The organism is Sphingopyxis sp. Root1497 (genome assembly GCF_001427085.1).
Classification (GTDB): domain Bacteria; phylum Pseudomonadota; class Alphaproteobacteria; order Sphingomonadales; family Sphingomonadaceae; genus Sphingopyxis.
Map to the genome: position 1 here is coordinate 433,962 of NZ_LMGF01000005.1, position 24,428 is coordinate 458,389.

The following is a 24,428-nucleotide window of genomic DNA, read 5'->3' on the forward strand; positions in this document are numbered from 1 at the left end:
ACGCGTGTTTCGATCACAGGCTGCGGATCAGCCTGACCGCGACCGCCGCCCATGGCGGGTTGCTGACAACCTGCTGGCGCTGGCCGATGCCGAGCGGGAGCAGGTGGAGCTTTTCGCCGTCGACGTTGAGCAGGCGGGCGAAGAAGAAGCGGCCGGCGGGGCGCGGGACGAGCAGGTCGCGGTTGAGCGCGCCGGCCCAGTCGCCCTCGATCTTGCGGCACCAGATTTCGTCGCCGGCGCGATAGTCGCCGATCGACGCAGACACGCGCACCGCGACCATATCCTCGCCCGGACGTGCGGTGAGTGCCTGTTCGACGCGTGTCGGGGCGATCGCGCCGTCGGGACCGAGCAGCGCGGTGACCGTGAGCTGGGTGTCCTGCGGCAGTTGCACAAGCTCCGCCGCTTCGACCCCGAGCGCCTTGGCGATGCGGTTCATCCAGCCGAGCGACAGGGTGCGGGTGCCGGTTTCGAGGCGGCCGATCGTCTGCGCGGTGGTCGGCGGGTTGCAGCGCTGCCCGACCTCTTCGAGTGTCAGGCCCTTGGCGCGGCGGACGGCGCGGATGCTGTTGATCATGGCGACCTCATCGTTGAAATTTGTTGATAACCAAATCGGTTTCTTCTTTCCTAAAAAACATTCCATTGTCAAGCCGGGGTTTCGACGAAGGAGACTCGCATGCCTGCACGCCGCCTTGAAACCCGAATCCATCCCGACGACCGGCTTGATCCGGGCAAAGCCGGGCCGCAAGTGATGCGGCATGTCACGGTCAATTTGGGCGAGAGTCCGATCGCCTGGCTCGCGGCGCGCGGTCATCTCACGGCCGCGCAGCTTGATGCAGGCGAGCGGCTGCGCGGCGATTATGAGCGCGCGGGACTGTCGGCGCGGGTGACGATGCGCTGGGACGCCGCCGCGCCGGCAAAGACACGCGGCGGCGCGCGCGTGGCGGACGCATCATTGGCGCGGATCGACGCGCACCGGCGCTTCCATGCCGCGCTCGACGCGGTGGGGCCGGGGCTGGCCGACATTTGCTGGCGGGTGATCTGCGCGGGCGAGGGGATCGGTTGCGCCGAAAAGGGGCTGGGCTGGCCGGCGCGGTCGGGGAAATTGGTGCTGGGGCTAGCGCTCGACCGGCTGGCGCGGTTTTACGGGACGGGGTGATCGGCGGTCGCATTCAAGAACGTCAAGACCTTTCGGCCTCCGAACCAGCTTGTTGGCTAGCGTGGCCCTGCTACGCGTGTGATTTGGAGGGCCTGAAATGAAATGGTTGATTGGCATATTGGTCGTCAGCACCGCGATGCTTTTTTTGGCAGGCCTGATGGCGACGGGCAGGCGAAGTGATGCGGGTGGTGGTGGCGGAGTTTCATCGGAACCCATATCGGGCAACCAAGCCTCAATCACCGTCCAAGGCTGGCGGAACGACGAGCTTCGGAAAGTCCTAAACGACTTCTGCCAGAAATATGGTTTGGATGAGGATATGATGAGCGTCGAGACCGACGATAATGGGGTGAGCACCGTTCGCTTTCGCTCCGGGATTCCTGCCGATGCTTTTGTTTTTCTGGTCAACTACATCCACTATCCGAACGATTTCGACTTGGGAGGGCGACATATATCGGCAATCGGAAACTCTGTAATAGAAAAGCAGTTCGGCTCTCCGGGAGCCGAGTTTTCCGGGAAGCGCGTAACATTTTATGTCCCAGCGGACGACAAAGAGTATGATGAAATTTATGCCCGGATTGATGGGGCGCAGTATTTCAGGGTTCCGTTTACAAATTTGTCGTGGATTCCGGTATCTGACCCGCGCATGCCCAAAGAGTTAGTGCATTGAGATCACGGGGAATGGCTGGCCTGGGGCCGATTTCATAATTGCCTATAGATAGCCTCTTTTCCGTATATCAACCTGGAACAGCCATCGTTCGATCTTTCGGGCGACCGGGACGTGCTTAGCCCAACGTCTCGACCTGTTCCGCCAGTTCGAGCCAGCGATCTTCCGCGGCGGCCTTTTCGTCGCGTAGCGTTTCGAGCTTTTCGGTGAGCGCCGTGAAGCGCTTGTGATCGCGGGTGAACAGGCTGCCCTCTGAGAGATCGCTTTCGATCCCGGCCATTTCCTTTTCGATCGCCTCGATCCGCGCGGGCAGCAGGTCGTAGTCGCGCTGGTCCTTGTAGCTGAGTTTTTTGCGCGCCTGCGGCGGCGGCGGCGCCGCCGCCGCGCCGGTGGATGCGGACTTCGCCTTTACCGCGTTCGGCTTGACCCGCTTGGCTTCCCAGTCGGCATAGCCGCCGGCGACGATGTCGACCTTGCCCGTTCCGTCGAGGCCGAGGGTGACGGTGACGGTGCGGTCGAGAAAATCGCGATCGTGGCTGACCAGCAGCACGGTGCCGGCATAGTCGGCGATGACTTCCTGGAGCAGGTCGAGCGTTTCGAGGTCGAGGTCGTTGGTTGGCTCGTCGAGCACGAGCAGGTTCGATTCGCGGGCGAATTCGCGCGCGAGCAAGAGCCGCGAGCGTTCGCCGCCCGACAGTGCGCCGATGCTCGCCTCAACGACGCCGGGGTCGAAGAGAAATTCCTTGAGATAGCCCTGGATATGCTTCTTGACCCCGCGCACCTCGACCCAGTCGCCTCCGTCCGCGAGTATGTCGCGGACGCGCTTTTCGGGCGACATCAGGCTGCGCTGCTGGTCGATGACGATGCCGTCGAGGGTCGGGGCGAGGGTGATCTTGCCGCTGTCGGGCGCGAGTTCGCCGGTGAGCAGCTTGAGCAGGGTCGATTTGCCCGCGCCATTGGCGCCGACGATGCCGATGCGGTCGCCGCGCTGGACGCGGAAATCGAAATTTTTGATGATCGGGCGGTCGCCGAAGCTTTTGCTGACATTTTCGGCGACGATCACCGATTTGGAGCGGACATCATCGTTGGCGAGGCCGAGCCTGGCGACGCCGGGACCGCCGATCATCGCGGCGCGGGTGGCGCGCATTTCCTTGAGCTTCTCAAGCCGGCCCTGGTTGCGCTTGCGGCGCGCAGTGACGCCGCGTTCGAGCCAATGCGCTTCGAGGCGCAGTTTGGAATCGAGGCGCTGTGCGGCACGCGCTTCTTCGGCGGCGACCGAATCGCTCCATTCCTCGAAACCGTCGAAGCCGATTTCCTTGCGCCGGATGCTGCCGCGGTCGAGCCACAGGGTCTGGCGCGTCAGGCGGGTGAGGAAGGTGCGGTCGTGGCTGATCGCGACGAAGGCGCCGGTGTAACGCGCGAGCCAGGATTCGAGCCAGTCGATCGCGGCGAGGTCGAGATGGTTGGTCGGCTCGTCGAGCAACAGCACGTCGGGGTTCTGCGCGAGCGCGCGGGCCAGTGCGGCACGGCGGCGTTCGCCGCCTGAGGCGCTGGCGGCGGTGCGGCTCATGTCGATGCCGAGCTGATCGGCGATCGCGGCGACTTCAAACTCCTCGGGCGCGTTGGGCGCGGCGACGGCGAAATCCATGAGGGTATCGAAAGGTCGGAAATCGGGTTCCTGTTCGAGCATCACGACATGGGTGCCGGGCACGATCACGCGCTTGCCTTTGTCGGCGTCGATCTGTCCGGCGAGCAATTTGAGCAGGGTCGTCTTGCCCGCGCCGTTGCGGCCGATCAGCGCGAGGCGGTCGCGCTCGCCGACATAGATGTCGAGATTCTGAAACAGCCAGCCGCTGCCTTGCACAAGGCCGAGGCCTTCATATGATAAAATCGGGGCTGCCATGATGAACGGCTCGCTACTGAGGTGTTCAGCATCATGCAAGCGCCGTGGAGGCAAAGGCCGGAACGGGTCGCCTCCGTCTGCGTTCGGGGGGCACGACCCGGAACTGGCCGGGGGTCCGGCCGACAGGAGAAGAACATGACGAAGCATATGCTCACCGCTATGGCCAGTGGACTGGCGCTGATGGCGGCAACGCCCGCGCTTGCACAGCAAGGGGGAACGACGGTGACGACAGCGACGACGCAGGGCCCGATCCTGACCTTCAGCGTCAGCGAGGAAGTGCGCTCGCGCCCCGACCAGGCGACCGTCGGCGCCGGGGTGACGACGACCGCGCCGACCGCGGTCGAGGCGATGCGCCAGAATGCCGCCGCGATGGACAAGCTGATCGCCGCAGCGAAAGCGCGCGGGATCAAGGCCGAGGATATCCAGACGAGCGGCATCAACCTGTCGCCGCAATATGACTATAACAATCAGGTGGCGGGCCAGCCGCCGCGCTTCATCGGCTATCAGGTGTCGAACACGGTGCGCGCGACCACGCCGAAGATCGACGACATCGGCCCGCTGCTCGACGCGCTGGTCGCCGCGGGCGGGACGAACATCGACGGTCCCTATTTTTCCATGAAGGACCCCGATGCGCAGCTCGTCGGCGTGCGCGGCACGGCGATCAAGGCGGCCGAGGCGAAGGCGGCAGACTATGCCAAGCTCGCGGGATATCGCGGTGCCGAGCTGGTGTCGATCAGCGAAGGCAGCTTTGGTGGCCCGCAGCCGCCGATGCCGATGGTGCGCCTGCAGGCGATGGACGCCAAGGCGACCCCGGTCGAGCCGGGCCAGGTCGCGAACACGCTGACGCTGAGTTTCCAGTATCGGTTGGTGCGGTAATTCGGGTCGGGAGCTGGCTAGTCCAGCTCCCCCTCCGCCCACGGCCAGGGCCGTTCGCGGAACCATTTTGTGATGATATATTTGCGTCCCTTGCGCACCTTCATCCCGTGGTGGAGCGTGTCGTCGTTCGTCGTGCCGTCGGGGCGGACATTGTTCCAGGCGAGCAGCTTTCCGGCCTCGGGCTGGTGCATCTTGCCGGTCGCGAGGAAACGCGTCGCGCCGCCCGCGGGCGGTTCGTTGAGATAGATCATCAGCGTCCAGCTGCGCTGGCCGGGGATCGCGCAATAGGTTTCCCAATCGGAGCCACGCGGATCGAAAAAATCGGTGTGCGCCTTGAATTCCTGTCCGACGTCATAGCGCTGGCCCTGCAGCGGCTCGCCATAGGGCAGGGGAATGCCGGTGAGCGCGTGGAGCCTGTCATTCACGGTGCGGACGACAGGGTCACGATGGTCGAGGTCGCAGGTCGCGCTGGTGCGGAAGGCTTCGTCGCCGTTGGGATCGGCGATCGTCGAGGGACGCACGTCGCGATCGATGCGCTCGATCAGCGCTGCGCAGGTATCGGCGTCGAGGAAGCGCGAGAGCATATATTGCTGCAGCTTGGGCGTCGGCGCGCGGCGGATGCCAGGCACGGCGGCGAGGCGATCGGCGGTGCGGTCGGCACCCGATGTTGCCATATCGACGATCCTGTCGGTCATGTCGCGCTTTTAGGGGGCATATGTTTCACGAACAATGCTTGACGAACGGGGCCTCCCGCGCCTATCGCCGCGCGCTGTCGAGGCCGCTTTGCGCGCCCTCTTCGCTTATGTGGCGACCATAGCTCAGTTGGTTAGAGCGCCGGTTTGTGGTACCGGAGGTCGCGGGTTCGAGCCCCGTTGGTCGCCCCATTTTCTCAATCATCGCGCACATGCGGGATTTGGGGTGACTCATCGCCGCTATTGGATTATTACGTCTTAACGTAATTTTCTAACGCGAGGAGCCGCGCATGTCTGCTGTCTGGGATTTCGCCGATTTCGACGATCATGAGCATGTCCACATGTTCCGCGATCGCGCCAGCGGGCTGACCGCGGTCATCGCGGTGCATTCGACCCACCTCGGCCCCGGCGCGGGCGGGGTGCGCTATTGGCATTATCCGCAGCGCAAGGCGGCGATCACCGATGCGCTGCGCCTGTCGCGGGGCATGAGCTACAAGAACGCCATGGCGGGCCTGCCGATGGGCGGCGCAAAGGGCGTGATCCTGGCCGACGAGGGCGCCGAGAAGACGCCCGAGATGCTTGCGGCCTTCGGGCGCGCGGTCGATTCGCTGGGCGGTGCCTATGTCACCGCCGAGGATGTCGGCATGTCGGTCGCCGACATCGTCGCGATTTCGCACCAGACCAAGCATGTCAGCGGGCTGCCCGTGGCGAGCGGCGAAGTGGGCGGCGATCCGGGTCCGCAGACCGCGCTGGGGGTCTATCTGGGGATACTCGCCGCGATCAAGAACGGTCTCGGCACCGACAGCGCCAAGGGCGTGCGCGTCGCGATCCAGGGCGTCGGCAGCGTCGGCGGCGGGGTCGCGCGGCGGCTGGCGGCCGATGGCGCGATCCTGACCCTCGCCGACGTCAATCTGGCGCGCGCCAAGGCGCTGGCGGACGAACTGGGTGCCGATCTGGCCGATTCGGCGGCGATCATGGAGATTGAGGCGGATGTGCTGAGCCCCAATGCGCTCGGCGCGATCCTGACCGAAGAGAGCATCGCCAAGCTGCGCGTGCCGATCGTGTCGGGCGGCGCGAACAACCAGCTCGCGACCGCCGCCGATGGCCAGCGCATCCACGACCGCGGCATCACCTATGCCCCCGATTATGTGATCAACGCGGGCGGCATCATCAACGTCGCGCTCGAATATCTGGGGCAGGGCAACGCCGAGGAAGTCGAGAGCCGCATCCGCCAGATCCCCGGCCGGCTGGCCGACATCTGGGCCGAGAGCAAGGCGAGCGGCACCCCGGCGTCGGTCGTCGCCGACCGTATGGCGCAGAAGCTGATCGGGCGGGGTTGATTTCGGGAAATCGGAGCGTCGCGTTGTGACGCTCTGGATTGCCGCGTCGCTTCGCTCCTCGCAATGACGAGATTGTGATGCGCTTCGTCATTGCGAGCGAAGCGAAGCAATCCAGAGCGGCAAAGCGCGAGCGTCGGGGATGGCGGACCGATCAATTTCCGCTAAGCCGGCCCGTAATGAAGCGGCATTTCTACCTCGCCTGCGGCTGGCTGTCGCTCGCGCTCGGCGCGATCGGGGCGTTCCTGCCGCTGTTGCCGACGGTACCGTTCGTGATCCTCGCGGCCTTTTGTTTCGCTCGCTCGTCGCCGCGGCTCGAGGCATGGCTGGTCAATCATCCGCATTTCGGGCACCATATTCTCGCTTGGCGCGAGAAGGGAGCGATCAGCCGCAAGGGCAAGATCGCGGCGACGGCCGCCTTCGCTTTCAGCATCCTGCTCGCTTTGCTCTTTTCGCCCTGGCCGTGGATGATGGTGCCGATCGTCGTGGCGGCGGTGACCGGGAGCTGGATCTGGACGCGGCCCGAGGGGTGAATTTTGACCTGCCTCAATGCGATAGGCGGTGCGGCGCGCCGAAGCGCGGCGCTTGACCTTGTTCGCGGGGCGGGCGAGAGAAGCGCGGCCGGGTCGCGCCGGGCAATTCACTGGACCGATATAACGGCCTAACCTAAAGACGACGCGAACCGATGCACGCCTATGCGAATCCGACCCGTTTCCTGGCAATCGCCAAACCGCTGACGCCGTGGCTGCTCGGCGTCGGGCTGCTGTTGCTGCTCGCGGGCAGCTGGGCGGGGCTCGCCGTGGTGCCGGGCGATTACAAGCAGGGCGAAACCGCGCGGATATTATATGTCCATGTCCCGTCGGCCTGGCTCGGCATGGGCGGCTGGACGAGCCTCGCGATCGCCGGGCTGATCCAGCTCGTCTGGCGCCATCCTCTATCGGGAATCGCGGCGCGCGCGATCGCGGTGCCGGGCATGTTGTTCACGGCGCTGTGTCTCGCCACCGGGTCGATCTGGGGGCGGCCGACATGGGGGACATGGTGGGAATGGGACGGCCGGATGACGTCGATGCTCGTCCTGCTCTTTCTCTATGCCGGCTTCATCGCGCTGACCAATGGCGACGAGGGGCAGAAGCAGGGCGGATCGCTGTCGCGTGGCGCCGCTATCTATGCGCTGGTGGGCGCGATCAACATCCCGATCATCAACCGCAGCGTCGTGTGGTGGAACAGCCTGCATCAGGGGCCGAGCATCACGCTGCGCGGATCGAGCATCGACGGCGCGTTGCTTTGGCCGCTGGGTTTGACCGTATCGGGTTTCTCGCTGCTGTTCGGCGCCATCGTGCTGATGCGGATGCGGCGGATCATCGCCGACAACCGCGTCGCCGCGCGATTGCGGCGGCTCGCCGACGATGAGGGGAATTGACGCGTGACCGGGGTGATCAGTGGAGGCGGCCAATGGGCCTTTGTCGCGGCGGCCTATGGGCTGACCGCCGTGCTGACCGGCATCGTGCTGTGGTCCAGCTGGCGCGCGATGGTGAAAGCCGAGAAGCGGAGCGACGCGCTGCGCGCCAATAATCGGCGCGGCGAGACGCCGCGCGGGGACCCGAAATGAAAGCCAAGCATCAAAGACTGATCCTCGCCGTCGTGGCGCTCGCAGGCGTCACGGGCGCGGGCGTGCTCGGCGCGAGCGCGCTCCGCGACGAGGCCGCCTATTTTCGCACGCCGGAGGAGATCAAGGCCGGCAAGGCGATCATCGGCGAGCCGATGCGGCTTGGCGGCATGGTCGCCAAGGGTAGCATCGAACGGCAGAGCGACGGGGTGACGATCCGCTTCGTCGCGACCGACGGCAAGGCATCGGTGCCGGTGCAGTTCACCGGGATCGTCCCGGACCTATTCGCCGAGGAGAGCGGCATGGTCGCCGACGGCCGGATGCGTGCCGATGGCACATTTGTGGCCGACAAGATCCTGGCCAAGCATGACGAGAAATATATGCCGCCGCAGATGGAAGGCATGGACAAGGCCGTGGCCAAGGCGGCGCCCAAGACATGAGTATTATTTTTACTCGTCATTGCGAGGAGCGAAGCGACGAAGCAATCCAGAGCGGTGCAAGGCCGCCCCCGGATTGCTTCGCTTCGCTCGCAATGACGAGGTTTTTTGGTGGGCCGGAGGGGGCGCTGGATAGATGATCGCCGAACTTGGCCTTGCCCTGTTGTGGATCGCGGCGGCGCTCGCCTGTCTCTCGCTCGTCGCGGGGACGCTGTATCTGCGTGGTGGGCAGAAGGATCTGGCGGCGCTGGTGCGGCCGGCGAGCGTCGCGCAGGGCGTGCTGACCGCTGCGGCCTTCGGCCTGCTGATCGCGCTGTTCGTGCGGTCGGACATGTCGGTCGAGCTGGTCGCGCGCAACAGCAACAGTTTGAAACCGATGCTGTTCAAGGTTGCCGGCGCGTGGGGCAATCACGAAGGGTCGATGCTGCTGTGGCTGACGATCCTGGGGATTTCCGGCGCGCTGGTTGCGATTTTCGAGCGGCGATTGCGCGAGGATACGCTGATCGCGACGCTTGCGGCGCAAGCGGCGCTGAGCCTCGGCTTCTTCGCCTTCCTGATCTTTTCGTCCAACCCGTTCAACCGTTTGCCGGTCGCACCGCCCGACGGACAGGGGCTCAACCCGCTGCTCCAGGACCCCGGCCTCGCCTTTCACCCGCCGACGCTTTACGTCGGATATGTCGGGCTGTCGGTGGCGTTCAGCTTCGCGGTCGGTGCGCTGATTACCCGCGAGATCGGCCCGGCGTTCGCGCGCGCGATGCGGCCGTGGGTACTTGGAAGCTGGATTTTCCTGACGCTGGGCATCACCGCCGGCAGCTATTGGGCCTATTACGAACTCGGCTGGGGCGGCTGGTGGTTTTGGGATCCGGTCGAGAATGTCTCACTGATCCCCTGGCTCGCGGGGGCTGCGCTGCTCCATTCGGTTGCGGTGACCGCAACGCGCAACGCGTTGCGCGCATGGACGGTGATGCTCGCGGTGATCGGCTTTTCGATGTCGATGGTGGGGACCTTCATCGTCCGGTCGGGGCTGCTGACCAGCGTCCACAGTTTCGCGGTCGATCCCGAGCGCGGGACCTTCCTGCTCGCGCTGATGGCGATCTATATCGGCGGCGCGCTGACTTTGTTCGCGCTGCGTGCCGGGACGGTCGCCGAGGGCAAGAAATTCGCGCTGCTGAGCCGCGAGGGATCGCTGGTGATCAACAACCTGCTGCTGACGACGATCCTCGCGCTGGTGTTGCTCGGCACGCTTTATCCGATCGTCGCCGAGGCGATGGGCGAGAAGATTTCGGTCGGGCCGCCCTATTACAACAAGGTCGCGGGGCCGCTGGCGTTGATCCTGTGCCTCGTCATGGTCGCGGGGCCGCTGCTGGCATGGCGCAAGGACGATGGCCGGAAACTGCGGTCGCGGCTGCCGATGGCGGCGTTTGCCGGGGCGCTGGTGCTGGTTCTTCTGGTGATTTTTGGCGGCAAGGTCGGGATTTTGCCGCTGCTCGGCATGTCGGTTGCGGGCGTCGTCGCAGTTGCCAGCCTCGCACCCTTGTGGGGCCGCAATCTTCGCCGCACGCCGCTGCCGACCTGGGGTATGGTGATCGCGCATTTCGGGGTCGCGGTGACGCTCGCCGGGATGGGCGCCGAGAGCGCCTTCATCAAGGAACGGCTGGTCGCTGCGGCGCCGGGCGAGACGGTGCGGGTCGGCGATTTCGACGTATTATTCAAGGGTGTGCAGCCGGTCGCGGGGCCGAATTATACCGCGATCGAAGGCACGCTGATCGCGACGTCGGGAGGCGGGTCGCATGTGCTGAAACCCGAATCGCGGATGTTCCCCGGGCTGATGGGCACCGCGCCGACCGAGACCAATGAAGCCGCGTTGCTGACGCGGCCGGGCGGGCAGCTTTATGTCGTGCTCGGCCAGCCGGTGCCGGGCGCCGATGGCGCCGCCGACCGGTACCAGCTGCGGCTATGGTGGAAACCGCTAGTGTGGTGGATATGGCTGGGCGGCGGGTTGATCGCGCTCGGCGCGGCGCTTTCGATGCTTGGCCGCGCGCAATTGTTGGCGCTGTGGCGGGCGCGGCGCGCGCGCAAGGATGAGGGCCGTTGGAAATGAAGTCGCGCTGGGTCCTGTTCGTGCCGTTGGCGATCATGGGATTGCTGTTCGGTGCCTTTGTCTATCGGCTGACGGTGCCGGGCGAGAAGCTGATCGAGTCGCAGTGGATCAACAAGCCGATGCCGCTGTTCGACCTGCCGCCCGCGACCGCGGGGGTCGAGGGATTGAAGAGCAGCCAACTTGCCGACGGGCGGCCGCGGCTGGTCAATGTCTTTGCCAGCTGGTGCATCCCGTGCCGCGCCGAAGCACCGCAGCTTGAGGCATTGAAGGCCGCGGGGGTCCCGATCGACGGCATCGCGATCCGCGACCGGCCGCAGGATGTCGCGCAGTTCTTGGCTGACGTGGGCAATCCGTTCGACCGCATCGGGTCCGACGTGCAGAGCAGCGTGCAGATCGCGCTGGGATCGTCGGGTGTGCCCGAAACCTTCCTGATCGATGGCAAGGGCATTATTCGCGAACAGATTCAGGGCGTGATCCTCGCCGAACAGGTGCCCGAGATCGTCGCCAAGCTGGAGGCGATGAAGTGAGGCCTCGCCTCGTCCTGCTCGCGCTGCTGCCGCTGGTCGCGGCGCCTGTCGCGGCGCAGGACCGGTTGCCGCCGGCGCCCTATGCCTATCAGCAGCTCGCCGATCCGGCGCAGGAGGCGAAGGCCAAGGCGCTGATGGACACGCTGCGCTGCCTCGTTTGCCAGGGCCAGTCGATCGCCGACAGCGACGCGCCGCTGGCGGGCGACATGCGCAACGAGGTGCGCGGCAAGATCGCCGCGGGCGAAAGCCCCGATGCGATCCGCGACTGGCTGATCGCGCGCTATGGCAATTGGGTGAGTTACGATCCCCCGTTCGACATGGCGACCGCCTTCCTGTGGCTTGGGCCGCTGTTGTTCCTTGCGCTTGGCGGCTGGCTCGCCTTCGGGCGCTTCCGGCGTGGCGATGCCGAGGGGGAGGATGCGGCATGATCTGGCTGTGGATATTGCTCGCCGCGGCGCTGACGATCGGTGCGATGCTGTGGCTGGGCAAGCTGCCACCGGCGGCGCGGCCGCTCGCGGGGGCGGCGGTGATGCTGGGGCTTGCGGGCTATGCGCTGCAGGGCAGTCCGGCACTGCCCGGCAAGCCCGTAGCGGCGGCGGCCGACGACTCCGGTTTCGGTCAGGCGCTGACCGATCCGCGGCAAGGCATGGCCGACCGGTTCGGCCCCGCCGCCCAATGGCTGGGCATGTCCGACGGCTTTGCGCGCACCGGCAGGACCCAGCTTGCGGCGCAGACGCTGGAAAAGGGACTCGAAAAATATCCCGACAATGTCGACCTGTGGGTCGGCCTTGGCAACGCGCTCGTCGCGCATGGCGGCGGGGTGATGTCGCCGGCGTCGGCGCTGGCGTTCGACGAAGCGGCGCGGCGCGACCCAACGCACCCGGCGCCGCCGTTCTTCGCCGGACTCGCGCTGGCACAGGGCGGCGACCTGAAAGGCGCCGAGGCGGTGTGGGGCGAATTGCTGCGGCGCAGCCCCGCCGATGCGCCGTGGCGCCCCGACCTCGAGATGCGGCTAGGGCAGCTTCGCCAGGCGATGGGGCCGCAGCTGCCACCCGAAACACCGGCTGGGGTGCCGGGCGGCGCGGCCCCCGAGACCACCGGGGCGCCGTGACGCGCGCACGGTCCATTTTCTACCACTGGCCTTTTCCCACGGCTGGGCTAAAGGCGCCCGATGACTGCTGAGTCGCACATGGCGGCAGGCGGCGCCGACGGCGCCGCGCCCGACGCCGCCGAAACCGGCCAACCCGGTCACGGCCATCACGGTGACGGCAAGCTGAAGCTTGCGGTCGGCGCCGTCGGCGTCGTGTTCGGCGACATCGGCACCAGCCCGCTCTACGCGTTCCGCGAGACCTTTGCCGGCCATCATTCGATCGATGCCGACCGATTGCACATCTATGGCGTGCTGAGCCTCGTCTTCTGGTCGATGATGCTCGTCGTCACCTTCAAATATGTGCTGACGATCATGAAGGCCGACAACAAGGGCGAGGGGGGCAGCCTGGCGCTGCTTGCGCTGATCAGCCGGTCGTCGGGCGAGAAGCGCTGGACCTGGCCGATTATCCTGCTCGGGGTGTTCGCGACCGCGCTCTTCTATGGCGACAGCATGATCACGCCCGCCATGTCGGTGCTGTCGGCGACCGAGGGGCTGAGCTATATCAACCAAGGCTTCGATCCCTATATCGTGCCGATCGCGCTCGCGATCCTGATCGGGCTGTTCGCGATCCAGTCGCGTGGGACGGCAAAGGTCGGGATGCTGTTCGGGCCGATCATGCTTTGCTATTTCCTGATGCTCGCGACGCTGGGTGTGATGCACATCGTCGACCATCCGTCGATCATCATCGCGACGCTCAACCCGCTGAATGCGCTGAATTTCTTCTATGTCGACGGCTTTACCGCCTTCATCGCGCTCGGCGCGGTGGTGCTTGCGGTGACCGGGGCGGAGGCGCTCTACGCCGACATGGGGCATTTCGGGCGCGGGCCGATCGGACTCAGCTGGCTCGCCTTCGTGCTGCCGGCGCTGATGCTCAACTATATGGGGCAGGGCGCGATGGTGCTCGAGGCCGACGTCGGGCAGCGGCTGGGGCTGATCCAGGATCCCTTCTTCCTGATGATGCCCGAGGCGTGGCAGGTGCCGGTGGTGATCCTGGCGCTGCTCGCGACGATCATCGCCAGCCAGGCGGTGATCTCGGGCGCCTTCTCGCTGACCCAGCAGGCGATCCAGCTCGGCTTCATCCCGCGCCTGCGCGTCGAGCATACCAGTGCGTCGGCGGCGGGGCAGATCTATATCCCGGTCGTGAACTGGTTCCTGATGACGATGGTCATCATCCTCGTCCTCTTCTTCGGATCGTCGAGCAACCTCGCCGCAGCCTATGGCATCGCGGTGACGGGGGCGATGTTCATCGACACCTGTTTGCTGAGCGTCGTGCTGTTCACGCTGTGGAAGTGGCCGGCGTGGAAGGCGCTGCCGGTGCTGGCGGTCTTCTTCATCGTCGACATCGCCTATTTCGGCGCGAATTTGATCAAGGTGCCCGACGGTGGTTGGGTGCCGCTGGCGATCGGGCTGATCATCTTCACGATGCTGACCACCTGGTCGCGCGGGCGCAAGCTGATGCAGCAGGAAATGGCCGACGGCGCGATGCCGATCCCGGTGTTCGTCAAGTCGGCGGCGAACAGCGCGACGCGGGTGCCGGGCACCGCGGTGTTCATGACGTCGAGCGCCGACGGGGTGCCGCACGCGCTGCTCCACAATCTCAAGCACAACAAGGTGCTGCACGAGCGGATCATTCTGCTGACGATCAAGATCGCCGACGTGCCCTTCGTCCCCGAGGCGAAATTCTGCACGCTCGACGATCTGGGGCAGGGATTCCACCGGCTGATTCTGCATTACGGGTTCATGCAGCCGGTCGACGTGCCCGCGGCGCTGCACCGCGTCACCGGGTGCGGCGGCGATTTCAAGATGCTCGAGACGAGCTTTTTCCTGTCGCGCCAGACGCTGATCGCGGCGAGCACGCCGGGCATGCCGATCTGGCGCGAACGGCTGTTTGCGTGGATGCTGCGCAATTCGGAAAGCGCGATGGAATATTTTCGCCTGCCGACCAACCGCGTCGTCGAACTGGGCAGCCAGGTCGCGATCTGACGCGCCTCCGTTTCGGACGTATCGTCGCAATAAGCGTTTGAACAAGGCGAGCAGTCTTGCGATGTTGCCGCGAACCGAGGCCAGCGGGTCAGGACCCCAGAGCGTGATGAGATGATATTGACCCGCCGCGACCCGATGACCCGGCCGGAGGTGCACGCGCCTTTTGCGTTGATCGTCGGGAAAGCGGTGGCGGACGATGCGCTCGAAGGCATGATGCGGCGCATGGGGCTCCGGCCCGACGCTGCGCGGGCGGGCGGATTGCCTTTGCAACTGACGCTGGGAGGGCTGACCGTGACGATCGACCGCGCGGCGCCGGACGACTTCGCGCTGGCGGATCCGGTCGACGTCGCGACGAGCAGCCTGGGGACGCCGCTGCCCGCAGATTGGCGCGATGCCGGGGGGAGCTGGATCGTGCGGTCGGCGCGCCGGGACGGGATCGCGGCGGCGCAGTTCGACACCTTGTTCCAGATGATCGTGCTGCTGATCGACGCCTTCGACGCGGACCACATCTTCTGGTCGCCGGCGCGGTTGTGGACCGACGCAAGGCAGTTTCGCGGCGCGATCGCCGAGATGCAGACGAGCGGCATGCCGCCGGTGCTGCACCTGATCGCCTTTCGCCGCCGCGACGGCGCCGCGGACCCGCATGTCGCGACGCGCGGGCTGGCGGCCTTTGCCGGGCAGGAACTGGACGCGGCGGTTCCGCCGGGGTGGGACATGGCAGCGATGGTCAAGCGGCTGGCGCGCCTGACGCTCGACATCATGCTCCACGGGCCGGTCGTGCAGCCGCAGCAGACGCCGGGGCTTCAGGCCGGGGAGTGGGTCGCGCTGACCCCGCAGGGCGACGCGCGCGACGGGCCGGCGGCGGTGCTGGTCGAGTTCAGTTTCGATCGGTGATGGGCGGGGGCGCTGCGCCCGATCCGCCCCGATGCCGCTGGTCCTGCGCCGCGCCCGCCGAAACGGGATATCAGCGCCACCACCTGATCCCCGTCGTACTATTACAGCGACCGCAGATGGCGGCGATGTTTGCGCAATTGCACAGTGCGGGCTTCGCGCTGCAGCGCTTCGATCGCAACGGGCTGTTGCTGCCGGGCAACGAGCGGCTGGCGCTGGTGTCGGGACACGCACTGCACCGCGGGCCGCACCACGCGTATAGCGACGTCGTTGCGGCACGAGTAGAACAGGTGCGCGCATATCATGCGTTGCAGGCGGCGCGCGATCCGGTCGCGGCAGCGCGCGTCGCGGCGATGCGGTTGCGGTTGTTGCAGGACGTGCTCCGGCGGTCGCTGACCGACCGACACGGCACAACCTTCTGGCTCAACCGTCGCGACCCGATGCGGTTGTTCGCCGACCGACCCTATCTCGACGATGCGATCGACCGGTTGTTTGCCGGGTAGGACGTGGTTGCCGAGGCCGGGCTATGCCTGCTCCCAAACATCCGTAAAGAGGGAGCATGATCAGCTTTTTCACGCACCATAAAAGTGGGTCGAGCGCGCTTGTTTCCTTTTTGGGGCAATTGAGTGACGGTAGCGGGCAGCCATTGTTCCTGTCGCATCTGGGATCCACGCGGCCGCCGACGGGTGACGGCATCTGCTGCTTGTCGAATGCCCAATATGATGTGGTTAAAGGCCATGTTCCGGGTTTTGCGCTGCACCTCGTCAGGAACCCGCTGAACATCGTTCAGTCTGCCTATTATTCACACAGGCACACACATGGCCTGGATGGATGGCCGCAACTGGCCGCGCAGAGGGAGATGCTGAAAAGCGTCGACAAACCGCACGGCATGCTGATGACCGCGACCTTCTGTAACAGTGAGGAATTTTATCCGGAAACGGCCGGACCCTTATATGCGATACGAAACTGGAATTACGACGATCCCGCGATCAAAACCCTGCGCATCGAAGATGGCTTCGACAAATTTACCGACTTTTTGCGCGCGGCGCTGGGGGAAGCATCGGGGCCGCTGAAGTGGCCGGACCAGGCGAACTTCACCTTCGAAAAACTCTCCATCGGCAGGAGCGCCGGCGAAATCGATGACGAATCCCATTATCGTTCGGGCGATGCCGATGCGTGGAAGACCGAACTGTCCGTCGAGGCCGTCCGCTACGTCGTCAGCGAATGCCGGGAGGTGCTCGAGCGCTTCTATCCCGAAAGCCTCAAATGGGCACAGGATCACTTTTAGGCATTGAGGCGCCGGTCTGCCTTTAAAGCCGAACTTTCGCCTCCAACTCGCGGCGCGCACTGAGATATTGGTCTTCGAGCTGGGCGACGAAGTCGGCCACGGGCAGCACGCCGCGTACCGGGCTGATGCCCTGGCCCGAACCCCAGATGTCCTTCCACGCCTTGACCTTGGTGTTGCCGCCCGATCCGAAGTTCATCGTCTTGAGGTCGCCTTCGGGCAAATTGTCGGGGTCCATACCCGAGGCGACGATCGAGCCGCGCAGATAATTGCCGTGCACCCCGGTGAACAGGTTCGAATAGACGATGTCGGCGGCGCGGCCCTCGACGATGCCGTTCTTGTAGCCCGGATCGGCATTGGCTTCGGCGGTCGCGATGAAGGCGCTGCCGATATAGGCGAGGTCGGCGCCGCACGCCTGCGCGGCGAGGATCGAGCGGCCGTGGCCGATCGCGCCCGACAGCGCGACAGGGCCGTCGAACCATTCGCGGATTTCCTGGACCAGCGCGAAGGGCGACTGGACGCCGGCGTGGCCGCCCGCGCCCGCGGCGACGGGGATCAGGCCGTCGGCGCCCTTTTCGACCGCCTTGCGCGCGAAACGGTCGTCGATGACGTCGTGGAGGGTGATGCCGCCCCAACCATGCACCGCCTGATTGAGTTCCTCGCGCGCGCCCAGTGAGGTGATGGTGATCGGCACCTTCCACTTGGCGCAGGTCGCGATGTCGGCTTCGAGCCGGTCGTTCGATTTATGGACGATCTGGTTGACCGCATAGGGCGCCGACAGGCGATCGGGATTGTCGCGGTCCCACGCCGCCAGTTCCTCGGTGATTTGGTGCAGCCATTCGTCGAGCAGCGCCTGCGGCCGGGCGTTGAGCGCCGGGAAACTGCCGACGACCCCCGCCTTGCACTGCGCGATGACGAGTTCGGGCCCCGAGACGATGAACAGGGGCGAACCGATAACGGGCAGGCGCAGGCGGTCGAAGATCGGGGGAAGGGCCATGAATCACGCACTCCGGTTGGTTGCTCTTTGCAACTGACCTTAACGTAAACGGAAAGCGAGGCAAGGGGGAACGATGAGCCGGCCATTGTCAAAAAAGGGAGCTCGTCATTGCGAGCGCAGCGAAGCAATCCAGAGTGGTATACGCTACTCTGGATTGCTTCGCTGCGCTCGCAATGACGATGTGATCAAAGGAACCGTCTGTGCTGGAATCAGAGCGCCGACAGATCGATATCCCCATGCCGGTCGAGCCATTGCGGGGCCTCGGGCATCGGATATTTGAGGCCGGTGGCGCAGTTGAACAGCACAACGCGCTCGTCAGGATCGACGAGGCCGGCCTTGACCGCCTGATGGTAAGCGGTGAGCGTCGCGCCGCCTTCGGGGCAAAGCAGAAGCCCGTCCTGACGCGCGGCGGCATCGACGGCGGCTAGGATCGCGGGGTCGCCGACCGCGAGCGCGGCGCCGCCTGACGCGCGGACGGCGCGGAGGATCAGGAAATCGCCGACCGCGCGCGGCACGCGGATGCCCGCGGCGACGGTCGCGGCATCCTCCCAGCGTTCGGCATGCTCCTCGCCCGCCTCATAGGCGCGGACGATCGGGGCGCAGCCCGAGGCCTGCACCGCGTACATGCGCGGACGCTTCGGGCCGATCCAGCCGAGCGCTTCGAGTTCGTCAAAGGCTTTCCACATACCGATGAGGCCGGTGCCGCCGCCGGTGGGGTAGAAGATCGCGTCGGGCAATTCCCAGCCGAACTGCGCGGCGAGTTCGAGCCCCATCGTCTTTTTGCCCTCGATCCGATAGGGTTCTTTCAGCGTCGAAAAGTCGAACCAGCGCCCCTCGGCAGCACCGCGCGCGACGATCGCGCCGCAATCGTCGATCTGACCGTTGACGCGCCAGACGCGTGCGCCTTGGGCGGCGATCTCGCGGACGTTGATTTCGGGGGTCTCCTCGGGACAGAGGACGATGGTTTCGATCCCGCAGCGCGTCGCATAGGCGGCGAGCGCGGCGCCGGCGTTACCGTTTGTCGGCATCGCGATTTTGGTGACACCGAGTTCGCGCGCCATCGCGACCGCCATCACAAGGCCGCGCGCCTTGAACGATCCGGTCGGCAGGCGGCCCTCGTCCTTGACCAGCACATTGGTCCCGCCCGAGCGCGGGATCGGGATGAGCGGGGTTTCGATTTCGCCGAGCGAAACGATATTTTCGGTGTGACGAACCGGGAGCATTTCGCGCCAGCGCCACATATCGGTCGGGCGTGCCGTCAGCGTGTCGCGGGTCAGCGCGGCGCCGACGGCGTCGAGATCGTAGCGGACGAGCAGCGGCCGGCCCGCGGCGGACAGGCCGTGAAGCTGGTCCGCCGGGTAAATCTCGCCGGTCAGCGAACATTCGAGATGGGTGACGAATGTCGGGCGGTCGGTGTGGATATTCTCGTTCATCGCTTCAGCGCGACCCTATCCCCGGGGTCGGGGCGTCCTTCCAGTCGACGCGGTAGAGGTCGAAGCGGCGGTCGCGCAGGTTCTGCACCGCGCCGCTCTGGCGGCTGGTAAGCAGGTCGGCGAGGCTGAGGTCGGCGATCGCGATGGTCTCGGTGTTCGGCGCGGTGTCGGCGGCGACGCCGTCGCGCGCGAAGGCGAAGTCCGACGGGGTCAGGATCGCGCTTTCGGCATAATGGATGTCCATATTCTCGACGTTCGGCAGATTGCCGACGACCCCCGAGGTGATGACATAGCATTGATTTTCGACCGCCCGCGCGTGGCAGCAATAGCGGACGCGCAGATAGCCGCGGCGCTCGTCGGTGCAGAAGGGGACGAACAGCATCATCGCGCCCTGGTTGACGAGATGGCGCGCGAGTTCGGGGAATTCGCTGTCGTAACAGATCATCACCCCGATCGGCCCGCAATCGGTGTTGATCGCGTCGGCACCGTGGCCGCCTTTGATGTTCCACCACCGGCGCTCGGACGGGGTCGGGTGGAGTTTCTGCTGGGTGTGCACCGACCCGTCGCGCAGGAAGACATAGGCGATGTTGAGGATGTCGCCATTGGCGGCGCGGGTCGGGTGCGATCCGCCGATGATGTTGATATTATAGCTGACCGCGAGCTTTTCCATGAAGGCGACATAGCGTTCGGTATAGTCAGCGATCTTTTCGATCGCCGCTTGCGGTTCGAGCTTCTTCTTTTCGATCGACAGCAATTCCAGCGTGTAAAGTTCGGGAAAGACGACAAAATCGGCCTTGTAGTCGGCGGCGACGTCGACGAAATATTCGACCTGTTCCTCGAACTCCTCGATCTTCGAGATACCGCGCATCTGGAATTGGACGGTCGCGACGCGGACCGAGGCGGGCAGGCGATCGGGGACCGCGCCACGTGCTTTGGGATTCGCGGCGTCCTGTGGCTCGAGCGGGTTTTCCCAATACATCAGCACGGCATGGCCGCCGCTGTCGAGGTCGCGGCGGTCGTAATGATGGAGCACCGAGCGCGGCTCGAACCCTTGCGCGATCTGGAAATTGATCACCGGGTCGCGCAGTTGCTTCTCGATGACGGCATCGAGATAATCCTGCGGGTCGGGATATTTGCGGCGGCGGCGGGCGTAACCCGGCATACGGCCGCCAAAGGCGATGCCCTTCAGCTCGTAGGATTGGCACAGTTCCTGGCGCTTGCGATAGAAGCGCTGGCCGATGCGCAGGCGGCGGTAATCGGGGTCGACGCACACCTCCATGCCATAAAGCACGTCGCCGTCGGGATCGTGGCTGGTGCCGAAACCGCCGCCGCTGATCGCGCCCCAGCGATGATCGGTGAACACCGCCGCCTGCGGCACGATGAGCGTCGCGCAGAGGCCGACGATCGCGCCTTCATATTCGGCGACGAACTGACCTTCGGGGAAATTGTTGATCTGGCCGCGGATCTGCGCCGCCGAATAGCCTTCGCCGCGGCCATAGACCTTGGCGGTCAGGCGTGCGATCGCGGCGGCGTCACGGGGAGCACTGTTGCGAATGACGAGCTTGGCTTTGGTGGAGTCCATGGAGCCTGCATATAGAAGGGGAGGGCAGGCTGTCCAACGGGCGGCGCGGGGATTGGTTCACTACGCCTTAGCCCGATGCGGCAATCTCGATGCGGTTCCGCCCGTTCTGCTTGGCGAGGTAGAGCGCGTCGTCGGCCGCCTTGAGCGCCGCGCGCGCGTCGCCGAAGCCGAAGATGTCGGCGACTCCACCCGAGAAGGTGATCTGACCGAAGGGTTCGTCGGTCTTGCGATTGATCAGGCGCCGCGCCGCGAGATGCTCGCGGGCCTGGTCGAGCCGTTCGGCGGCCGCGGCCGGATTCTTGCCACGGAACAGCATGACGAATTCCTCGCCGCCGTGGCGCGCGACATGGCACTGGTCGTCGCTGATTTGCGACAGCGTGTCGGCAATCGTCTTGAGCACCCGGTCGCCGGCCTCATGGCCGTGGGCGTCGTTGATCGCCTTGAAATTGTCGATGTCGCAAAAGGCGACGCTGAGCGGCTCCATCGCCATCTGCGCTTCGCGATACTGGACTTCGAGCAGTTCCTCGAAGGCGCGGCGGTTGGGCAGGCCGGTGAGATAGTCGATCTCGGCATCGCGCTTGGCGCGTTCGAGGCTGCGGCGGAGCAATTTGGCTTCCTCTTCGCTCTTGCGCATATCGTCCTCGGCCTTGCGGGTGCGTTCGAGCATCGTCTTGGCGAGGTCGGCGAGGTTCGATACGATCTGGCCTGTCTTCTGCAGCTGTTCGAGATCGCTCACATGCTGTTCGAGTTCACTGCCATAATCCACGGCTTGCTTGTGTGCCGTCTTGCTCTGCGCCTGGAAGGCGTCGAGATTGGTTTCCAGCCGCGCCATCAGCCGTTCGAGTTCGGCTTGCGCCGAAGTGTCGGCGACTTCGTCGGTCAGTTCGTCGAGCCATATCTGCGTGAGCCCGCCGTTGCCGGTACGTGCGGTGATCTGGCGGGCGAGGCGCGGGTTCTTGCCCGAAAAGGCACTATGCGCGAGGATCAGGTTTGCCGGGGTGACGTCGAGATCATTGTCGATCAGGAAAGTGCCGATCGCCTCGACAAGGTCGCGCCGCGTGAGGCGGGCAAGGTCGCGTACACCCCCCGGCTCGGCCGCCGGTTGGGATTCGCCGTTCCGGGGGGAGCGAAGCCCGAGCCATCCGAGGAGCCGCCCTACCGGCTCGCCTGAAGAAGGTGCAATTGTGGTCATGCGACGATTAACGGCGGCGCGTGAAGATGATTAAGCGCGGTTCACCATATAACGCTCTTTGGTATAGCGGCATGACGAAAAAAATTCGTGACCTGTCGATTCCGCAACCGCCCGTTCGTCGTCTAGGCAGGAGGCCATGCCGGCCCCGGCGAAAAGGAGACGGAAAATGCGTGTGATGGTGTTCGTGAAAGCGACCGAGGATAGCGAGCGGGGTATCGACCCGACGCCCGAGATGACCGCGATGTTCGAGGCGATGGGCAAGTTCAACGAGGAACTGGTCAACGCCGGCGTAATGGTCGACGGCGACGGGCTGAAGCCTTCGTCGGCGGGCAAGCGGATCGCCTTTGACGGGCCGAACCGCAGCGTGATCGATGGGCCGTTCGCCGAGACGCGCGAACTGGTCGCGGGTTACTGGGTCTGGGAGGTCAAGGACATGGACGAGGCGATCGCCTGGGCCAAGCGCTGTCCGAACCCGATGCCGGGGCCCAGCGAGCTCGAAATCCGGCCCTTCTATGAAATGGAGGATTTCGGCGAGGTGCTGACCCCCGAGATCATCGAACAGGAACAGAAATTGCGCGACCGGATGGCGGGCGAATAACGCGCCCTGCCGCCATGCTTGCCTCCCCGGAACGTCTGGCCGAGAAGGCGGGCATGGCGCAGGACGAAACCCATCGGGCGATCGCGGCGGTGTTCCGTATCGAGCGGGCACGTCTGATCGCGGGGCTGGCGCGGATGACGCGCGACGTCGACCGCGCCGAGGAACTGGCGCAGGACGCGCTGCTGATCGCGCTGACCGAATGGCCGAAATCGGGCGTGCCCGATCGGCCGGGCGCCTGGCTGATGGCGGCGGCGAAGCGGCGCGCGATCGACGCGATGCGCCGCGCTGCGATGCGGGAGCGCAAACATGCCGAAATCGCCCGCGACCTGGACAGGGAAGGCGACATGAGCATCGACGCGGTCGAAGCGGCGATCGACGATCCGCTCGGCGACGAACTGCTCGGGCTGATCTTTGCGGCGTGCCATCCGGTGATCGCGCCCGAAGCGCGGGCGGCGCTGACCTTGCGGTTGGTCGGCGGGCTGACGGTCGGGGAGATCGCGCGCGCCTTCCTGTCGAACGAGGCCACGATCGCGGCGCGGATCACGCGGGCGAAAAAGGCGATCGCCAGGGCCGGGGTGGCGTTCGAAGTGCCGCGCGGTGCCGAACTGGAAGTCCGGCTCGGCTCGGTGCTCGAGGTGATCTATCTGATCTTCAACGAAGGGTATGCCGCGACCGTGGGGGAGGCGCTGGTGCGCCCACCGCTGTGCGCCGAGGCGCAGCGGCTTGGACGGATATTGGCCGGGCTGATGCCGACGGAACCCGAGGTGCTGGCCCTGCTCGCGCTGATGGAAATCCAGGCGTCGCGGTTGGCGGCGCGCTCAGGGCCCGACGGGCTTTTCGTCCCGTTGAACGAGCAGAATCGCGCGCGCTGGGACCAGTTGCTGATCCACCGCGGACTTACGGCGCTGGCGAAGGTCGAGGCGCTCGGCGGCGCCGATGGACCCTATGCGCTGCAGGCGGCGCTGGCGGCCTGTCATGCGCGGGCGCGGCGGGCCGAGGATACCGATTGGGCACGGATCGCGTTGCTCTATGACCGGCTGGGCACGGTGATGCCGTCGCCCGTCGTCGAGCTCAACCGCGCGGTGGCACACAGCATGGCGTTCGGGCCCGAGGCGGGGTTGCGGCTGGTCGACGCGATCGCCGGCACGGCGGCACTGCGCAATTACGCGCCCTTGCCGGCGGCGCGCGGCGATTTCCTGTTTCGCGCGGGGCGGTGGAGCGAGGCGAGGGCGGCGTTCGAAGATGCCGCGGCCCTGTCGGGCAATGCGCGCGAGCGCGAATGGCTGCAGGCACGCGCCGCGGCGTGCGCCGATTAGGCGGCCGCTTCGTCCTTCGCCGCGTCACGGCGGGCGCGGGTCTGTTCGGTCAGGAGGATTTTTTCGGCCATCGAGCGCCACGCGGCCTCGGCGCGCAGATTGCGGTCGCGGACCTGGGTGAGCGAGGTGGCGGCCGCGTCGCTGGCGCATTTGTCGGCCTGGGCCAGATAGAAGTCGCTGGTGGTGGACACGGCCGTTTTCTCCTTGTGCGACGGCCGGGAGGGCCGCCGCCGGGGTGTATGTCGATCAGTCGATCATGTCGGCGATCAGCCGTCGCAACTCGCTGCGCGAGAGCGTCGGCGAGCGACGCGATGCCTGGGCCCGCTGCGGGGCCTTGGGCGAAGAAAGAACCGCGACATGCGGAAAGGCATTGGAATGATTAAACATAGTCTCTCGTAGTTTCTGTTGTCGTTGACGTGATATTCAGGTCATTTTTTGGGGAAATCAGCGGCGTCGTTGTGCGCCGCCGCCGGGACCTCCGGGTCCGCGCTCGCGATAGACGAGGCGCCCCTTGCTGAGGTCATAGGGAGTCATTTCGATCTTCACGGCATCGCCGACGACCGACCGGATGCGAAAGCGTCGCATCCGGCCGGCGGTATAGGCGATGATGCGATGACCATTTTCAAGCATGACGCCGAAACGGGCGTCGGGCAGGATTTCGTCGATCACACCATCGAAGGTGATGATTTCTTCTTTGGCCAA

At 65.5% G+C, this 24,428-nt stretch carries 26 protein-coding genes, 1 tRNA gene and 1 pseudogene; 19 read left to right on the forward strand and 9 right to left on the reverse strand.

Features of this window, described 5'->3' with window-relative positions:
- Positions 1 to 13: 13 nt before the first annotated feature.
- The gene (locus tag ASD67_RS16545; RefSeq protein WP_056349701.1) at positions 14 to 574 is read right to left on the reverse strand and encodes a helix-turn-helix domain-containing protein; all 561 of its coding nucleotides are present in this window, start codon (positions 572 to 574) and stop codon (positions 14 to 16) included.
- 99 nt (positions 575 to 673) lie between these two features.
- Between ASD67_RS16545 and ASD67_RS16550 the strand changes: the two genes are divergently transcribed.
- Together ASD67_RS16550 and ASD67_RS16555 are read left to right on the forward strand one after the other, a co-directional pair.
- Positions 674 to 1,156, forward strand: coding sequence for a DUF6456 domain-containing protein (locus ASD67_RS16550; RefSeq protein WP_056349703.1), 483 nt, complete (start codon positions 674 to 676; stop codon positions 1,154 to 1,156).
- Between the two features lie 97 nt (positions 1,157 to 1,253).
- On the forward strand, positions 1,254 to 1,823 hold the full coding sequence (locus tag ASD67_RS16555; RefSeq protein ID WP_056349705.1) for a hypothetical protein: 570 nt from the start codon (positions 1,254 to 1,256) through the stop codon (positions 1,821 to 1,823).
- Between the two features lie 115 nt (positions 1,824 to 1,938).
- Here ASD67_RS16555 and ASD67_RS16560 read toward each other — a convergent pair whose 3' ends face one another.
- On the reverse strand, positions 1,939 to 3,723 hold the full coding sequence (locus ASD67_RS16560; RefSeq protein ID WP_056349707.1) for an ABC-F family ATP-binding cassette domain-containing protein: 1,785 nt from the start codon (positions 3,721 to 3,723) through the stop codon (positions 1,939 to 1,941).
- A gap of 135 nt (positions 3,724 to 3,858) precedes the next feature.
- Here ASD67_RS16560 and ASD67_RS16565 point away from each other — a divergent pair, with 135 nt between their 5' ends.
- Positions 3,859 to 4,599 (forward strand): SIMPL domain-containing protein, encoded by a 741-nt coding sequence (locus tag ASD67_RS16565; protein ID WP_235535708.1) that lies wholly within the window; start codon positions 3,859 to 3,861, stop codon positions 4,597 to 4,599.
- 17 nt (positions 4,600 to 4,616) lie between these two features.
- Here ASD67_RS16565 and ASD67_RS16570 read toward each other — a convergent pair whose 3' ends face one another.
- On the reverse strand, positions 4,617 to 5,294 hold the full coding sequence (locus tag ASD67_RS16570; protein WP_235535709.1) for a prolyl hydroxylase family protein: 678 nt from the start codon (positions 5,292 to 5,294) through the stop codon (positions 4,617 to 4,619).
- A gap of 112 nt (positions 5,295 to 5,406) precedes the next feature.
- Between ASD67_RS16570 and ASD67_RS16575 the strand changes: the two genes are divergently transcribed.
- The 14 genes from ASD67_RS16575 (at position 5,407) to ASD67_RS23150 (ending at position 16,611) form a co-directional block, all read left to right on the forward strand.
- A tRNA-His gene (locus ASD67_RS16575) sits at positions 5,407 to 5,483 on the forward strand.
- A 98-nt stretch (positions 5,484 to 5,581) separates the two neighbouring features.
- The gene (locus tag ASD67_RS16580) at positions 5,582 to 6,631 is read left to right on the forward strand and encodes a Glu/Leu/Phe/Val family dehydrogenase (RefSeq protein WP_056349709.1); all 1,050 of its coding nucleotides are present in this window, start codon (positions 5,582 to 5,584) and stop codon (positions 6,629 to 6,631) included.
- Between the two features lie 176 nt (positions 6,632 to 6,807).
- On the forward strand, positions 6,808 to 7,161 hold the full coding sequence (locus ASD67_RS16585) for a YbaN family protein (protein ID WP_056349711.1): 354 nt from the start codon (positions 6,808 to 6,810) through the stop codon (positions 7,159 to 7,161).
- Between the two features lie 152 nt (positions 7,162 to 7,313).
- On the forward strand, positions 7,314 to 8,048 hold the full coding sequence (gene ccmC / locus ASD67_RS16590; protein ID WP_056349713.1) for a heme ABC transporter permease CcmC: 735 nt from the start codon (positions 7,314 to 7,316) through the stop codon (positions 8,046 to 8,048).
- 3 nt (positions 8,049 to 8,051) lie between these two features.
- Positions 8,052 to 8,237: a hypothetical protein gene (locus tag ASD67_RS16595; RefSeq protein ID WP_056349715.1), complete on the forward strand. Its 186-nt coding sequence runs from the start codon at positions 8,052 to 8,054 to the stop codon at positions 8,235 to 8,237.
- Positions 8,234 to 8,674, forward strand: a complete 441-nt coding sequence (gene ccmE, locus ASD67_RS16600) for a cytochrome c maturation protein CcmE (protein ID WP_056349716.1) — start codon at positions 8,234 to 8,236, stop codon at positions 8,672 to 8,674. Before ASD67_RS16595 ends, ccmE begins: the two co-directional genes overlap by 4 nt.
- Before the next feature lie 133 nt (positions 8,675 to 8,807).
- Positions 8,808 to 10,772 carry a heme lyase CcmF/NrfE family subunit gene (locus ASD67_RS16605; RefSeq protein ID WP_056349718.1) on the forward strand — a complete coding sequence of 655 codons (1,965 nt, stop codon included), beginning with the start codon at positions 8,808 to 8,810 and terminating at the stop codon, positions 10,770 to 10,772.
- Positions 10,769 to 11,299: a DsbE family thiol:disulfide interchange protein gene (locus ASD67_RS16610; RefSeq protein WP_056349720.1), complete on the forward strand. Its 531-nt coding sequence runs from the start codon at positions 10,769 to 10,771 to the stop codon at positions 11,297 to 11,299. The genes ASD67_RS16605 and ASD67_RS16610 overlap by 4 nt, the downstream gene beginning before the upstream one ends.
- On the forward strand, positions 11,296 to 11,727 hold the full coding sequence (locus ASD67_RS16615) for a cytochrome c-type biogenesis protein (protein WP_056349722.1): 432 nt from the start codon (positions 11,296 to 11,298) through the stop codon (positions 11,725 to 11,727). The genes ASD67_RS16610 and ASD67_RS16615 overlap by 4 nt, the downstream gene beginning before the upstream one ends.
- Positions 11,724 to 12,410 carry a tetratricopeptide repeat protein gene (locus tag ASD67_RS16620; RefSeq protein ID WP_056349723.1) on the forward strand — a complete coding sequence of 229 codons (687 nt, stop codon included), beginning with the start codon at positions 11,724 to 11,726 and terminating at the stop codon, positions 12,408 to 12,410. The genes ASD67_RS16615 and ASD67_RS16620 overlap by 4 nt, the downstream gene beginning before the upstream one ends.
- A 60-nt stretch (positions 12,411 to 12,470) precedes the next feature.
- Positions 12,471 to 14,432: a potassium transporter Kup gene (locus ASD67_RS16625; protein WP_082545115.1), complete on the forward strand. Its 1,962-nt coding sequence runs from the start codon at positions 12,471 to 12,473 to the stop codon at positions 14,430 to 14,432.
- A gap of 135 nt (positions 14,433 to 14,567) precedes the next feature.
- On the forward strand, positions 14,568 to 15,326 hold the full coding sequence (locus ASD67_RS16630; protein WP_156377750.1) for a hypothetical protein: 759 nt from the start codon (positions 14,568 to 14,570) through the stop codon (positions 15,324 to 15,326).
- Positions 15,326 to 15,826, forward strand: a complete 501-nt coding sequence (locus tag ASD67_RS16635; RefSeq protein ID WP_082545116.1) for an AHH domain-containing protein — start codon at positions 15,326 to 15,328, stop codon at positions 15,824 to 15,826. The genes ASD67_RS16630 and ASD67_RS16635 overlap by 1 nt, the downstream gene beginning before the upstream one ends.
- 56 nt (positions 15,827 to 15,882) lie before the next feature.
- On the forward strand, positions 15,883 to 16,611 hold the full coding sequence (locus tag ASD67_RS23150) for a hypothetical protein (protein WP_156377751.1): 729 nt from the start codon (positions 15,883 to 15,885) through the stop codon (positions 16,609 to 16,611).
- Positions 16,612 to 16,633: 22 nt separating this feature from the next.
- Here the strand turns inward: ASD67_RS23150 and ASD67_RS16645 are convergent, their stop codons facing one another.
- From ASD67_RS16645 to ASD67_RS16660, 4 genes are all read right to left on the reverse strand, one after another.
- Entirely contained in the window at positions 16,634 to 17,605 is a 972-nt protein-coding gene (locus ASD67_RS16645) for an NAD(P)H-dependent flavin oxidoreductase (RefSeq protein ID WP_056349733.1), read from the reverse strand.
- 209 nt (positions 17,606 to 17,814) lie between these two features.
- Positions 17,815 to 19,038, reverse strand: coding sequence for a threonine synthase (locus tag ASD67_RS16650; RefSeq protein WP_056349735.1), 1,224 nt, complete (start codon positions 19,036 to 19,038; stop codon positions 17,815 to 17,817).
- Between the two features lie 4 nt (positions 19,039 to 19,042).
- On the reverse strand, positions 19,043 to 20,620 hold the full coding sequence (locus ASD67_RS16655) for a bifunctional GNAT family N-acetyltransferase/carbon-nitrogen hydrolase family protein (RefSeq protein WP_056349737.1): 1,578 nt from the start codon (positions 20,618 to 20,620) through the stop codon (positions 19,043 to 19,045).
- Between the two features lie 67 nt (positions 20,621 to 20,687).
- Positions 20,688 to 21,812 (reverse strand): GGDEF domain-containing protein, encoded by a 1,125-nt coding sequence (locus tag ASD67_RS16660; protein ID WP_056349739.1) that lies wholly within the window; start codon positions 21,810 to 21,812, stop codon positions 20,688 to 20,690.
- Between the two features lie 166 nt (positions 21,813 to 21,978).
- On the opposite strand from ASD67_RS16660, the pseudogene ASD67_RS16665 reads away from it, so the two are divergent.
- Positions 21,979 to 22,338 (forward strand): annotated as a pseudogene (locus ASD67_RS16665) (YciI family protein); the annotation flags it as partial.
- Positions 22,339 to 22,463: 125 nt separating this feature from the next.
- Positions 22,464 to 23,726 (forward strand): RNA polymerase sigma factor, encoded by a 1,263-nt coding sequence (locus ASD67_RS16670; RefSeq protein WP_056349741.1) that lies wholly within the window; start codon positions 22,464 to 22,466, stop codon positions 23,724 to 23,726.
- On the opposite strand, the gene ASD67_RS16675 is transcribed toward ASD67_RS16670, so the two are convergent.
- Positions 23,723 to 23,917 carry a hypothetical protein gene (locus ASD67_RS16675; RefSeq protein ID WP_056349743.1) on the reverse strand — a complete coding sequence of 65 codons (195 nt, stop codon included), beginning with the start codon at positions 23,915 to 23,917 and terminating at the stop codon, positions 23,723 to 23,725. The two genes, ASD67_RS16670 and ASD67_RS16675, sit on opposite strands and share 4 nt — an antisense overlap.
- Before the next feature lie 253 nt (positions 23,918 to 24,170).
- Positions 24,171 to 24,428, reverse strand: a complete 258-nt coding sequence (gene infA, locus ASD67_RS16680) for a translation initiation factor IF-1 (protein WP_056349745.1) — start codon at positions 24,426 to 24,428, stop codon at positions 24,171 to 24,173.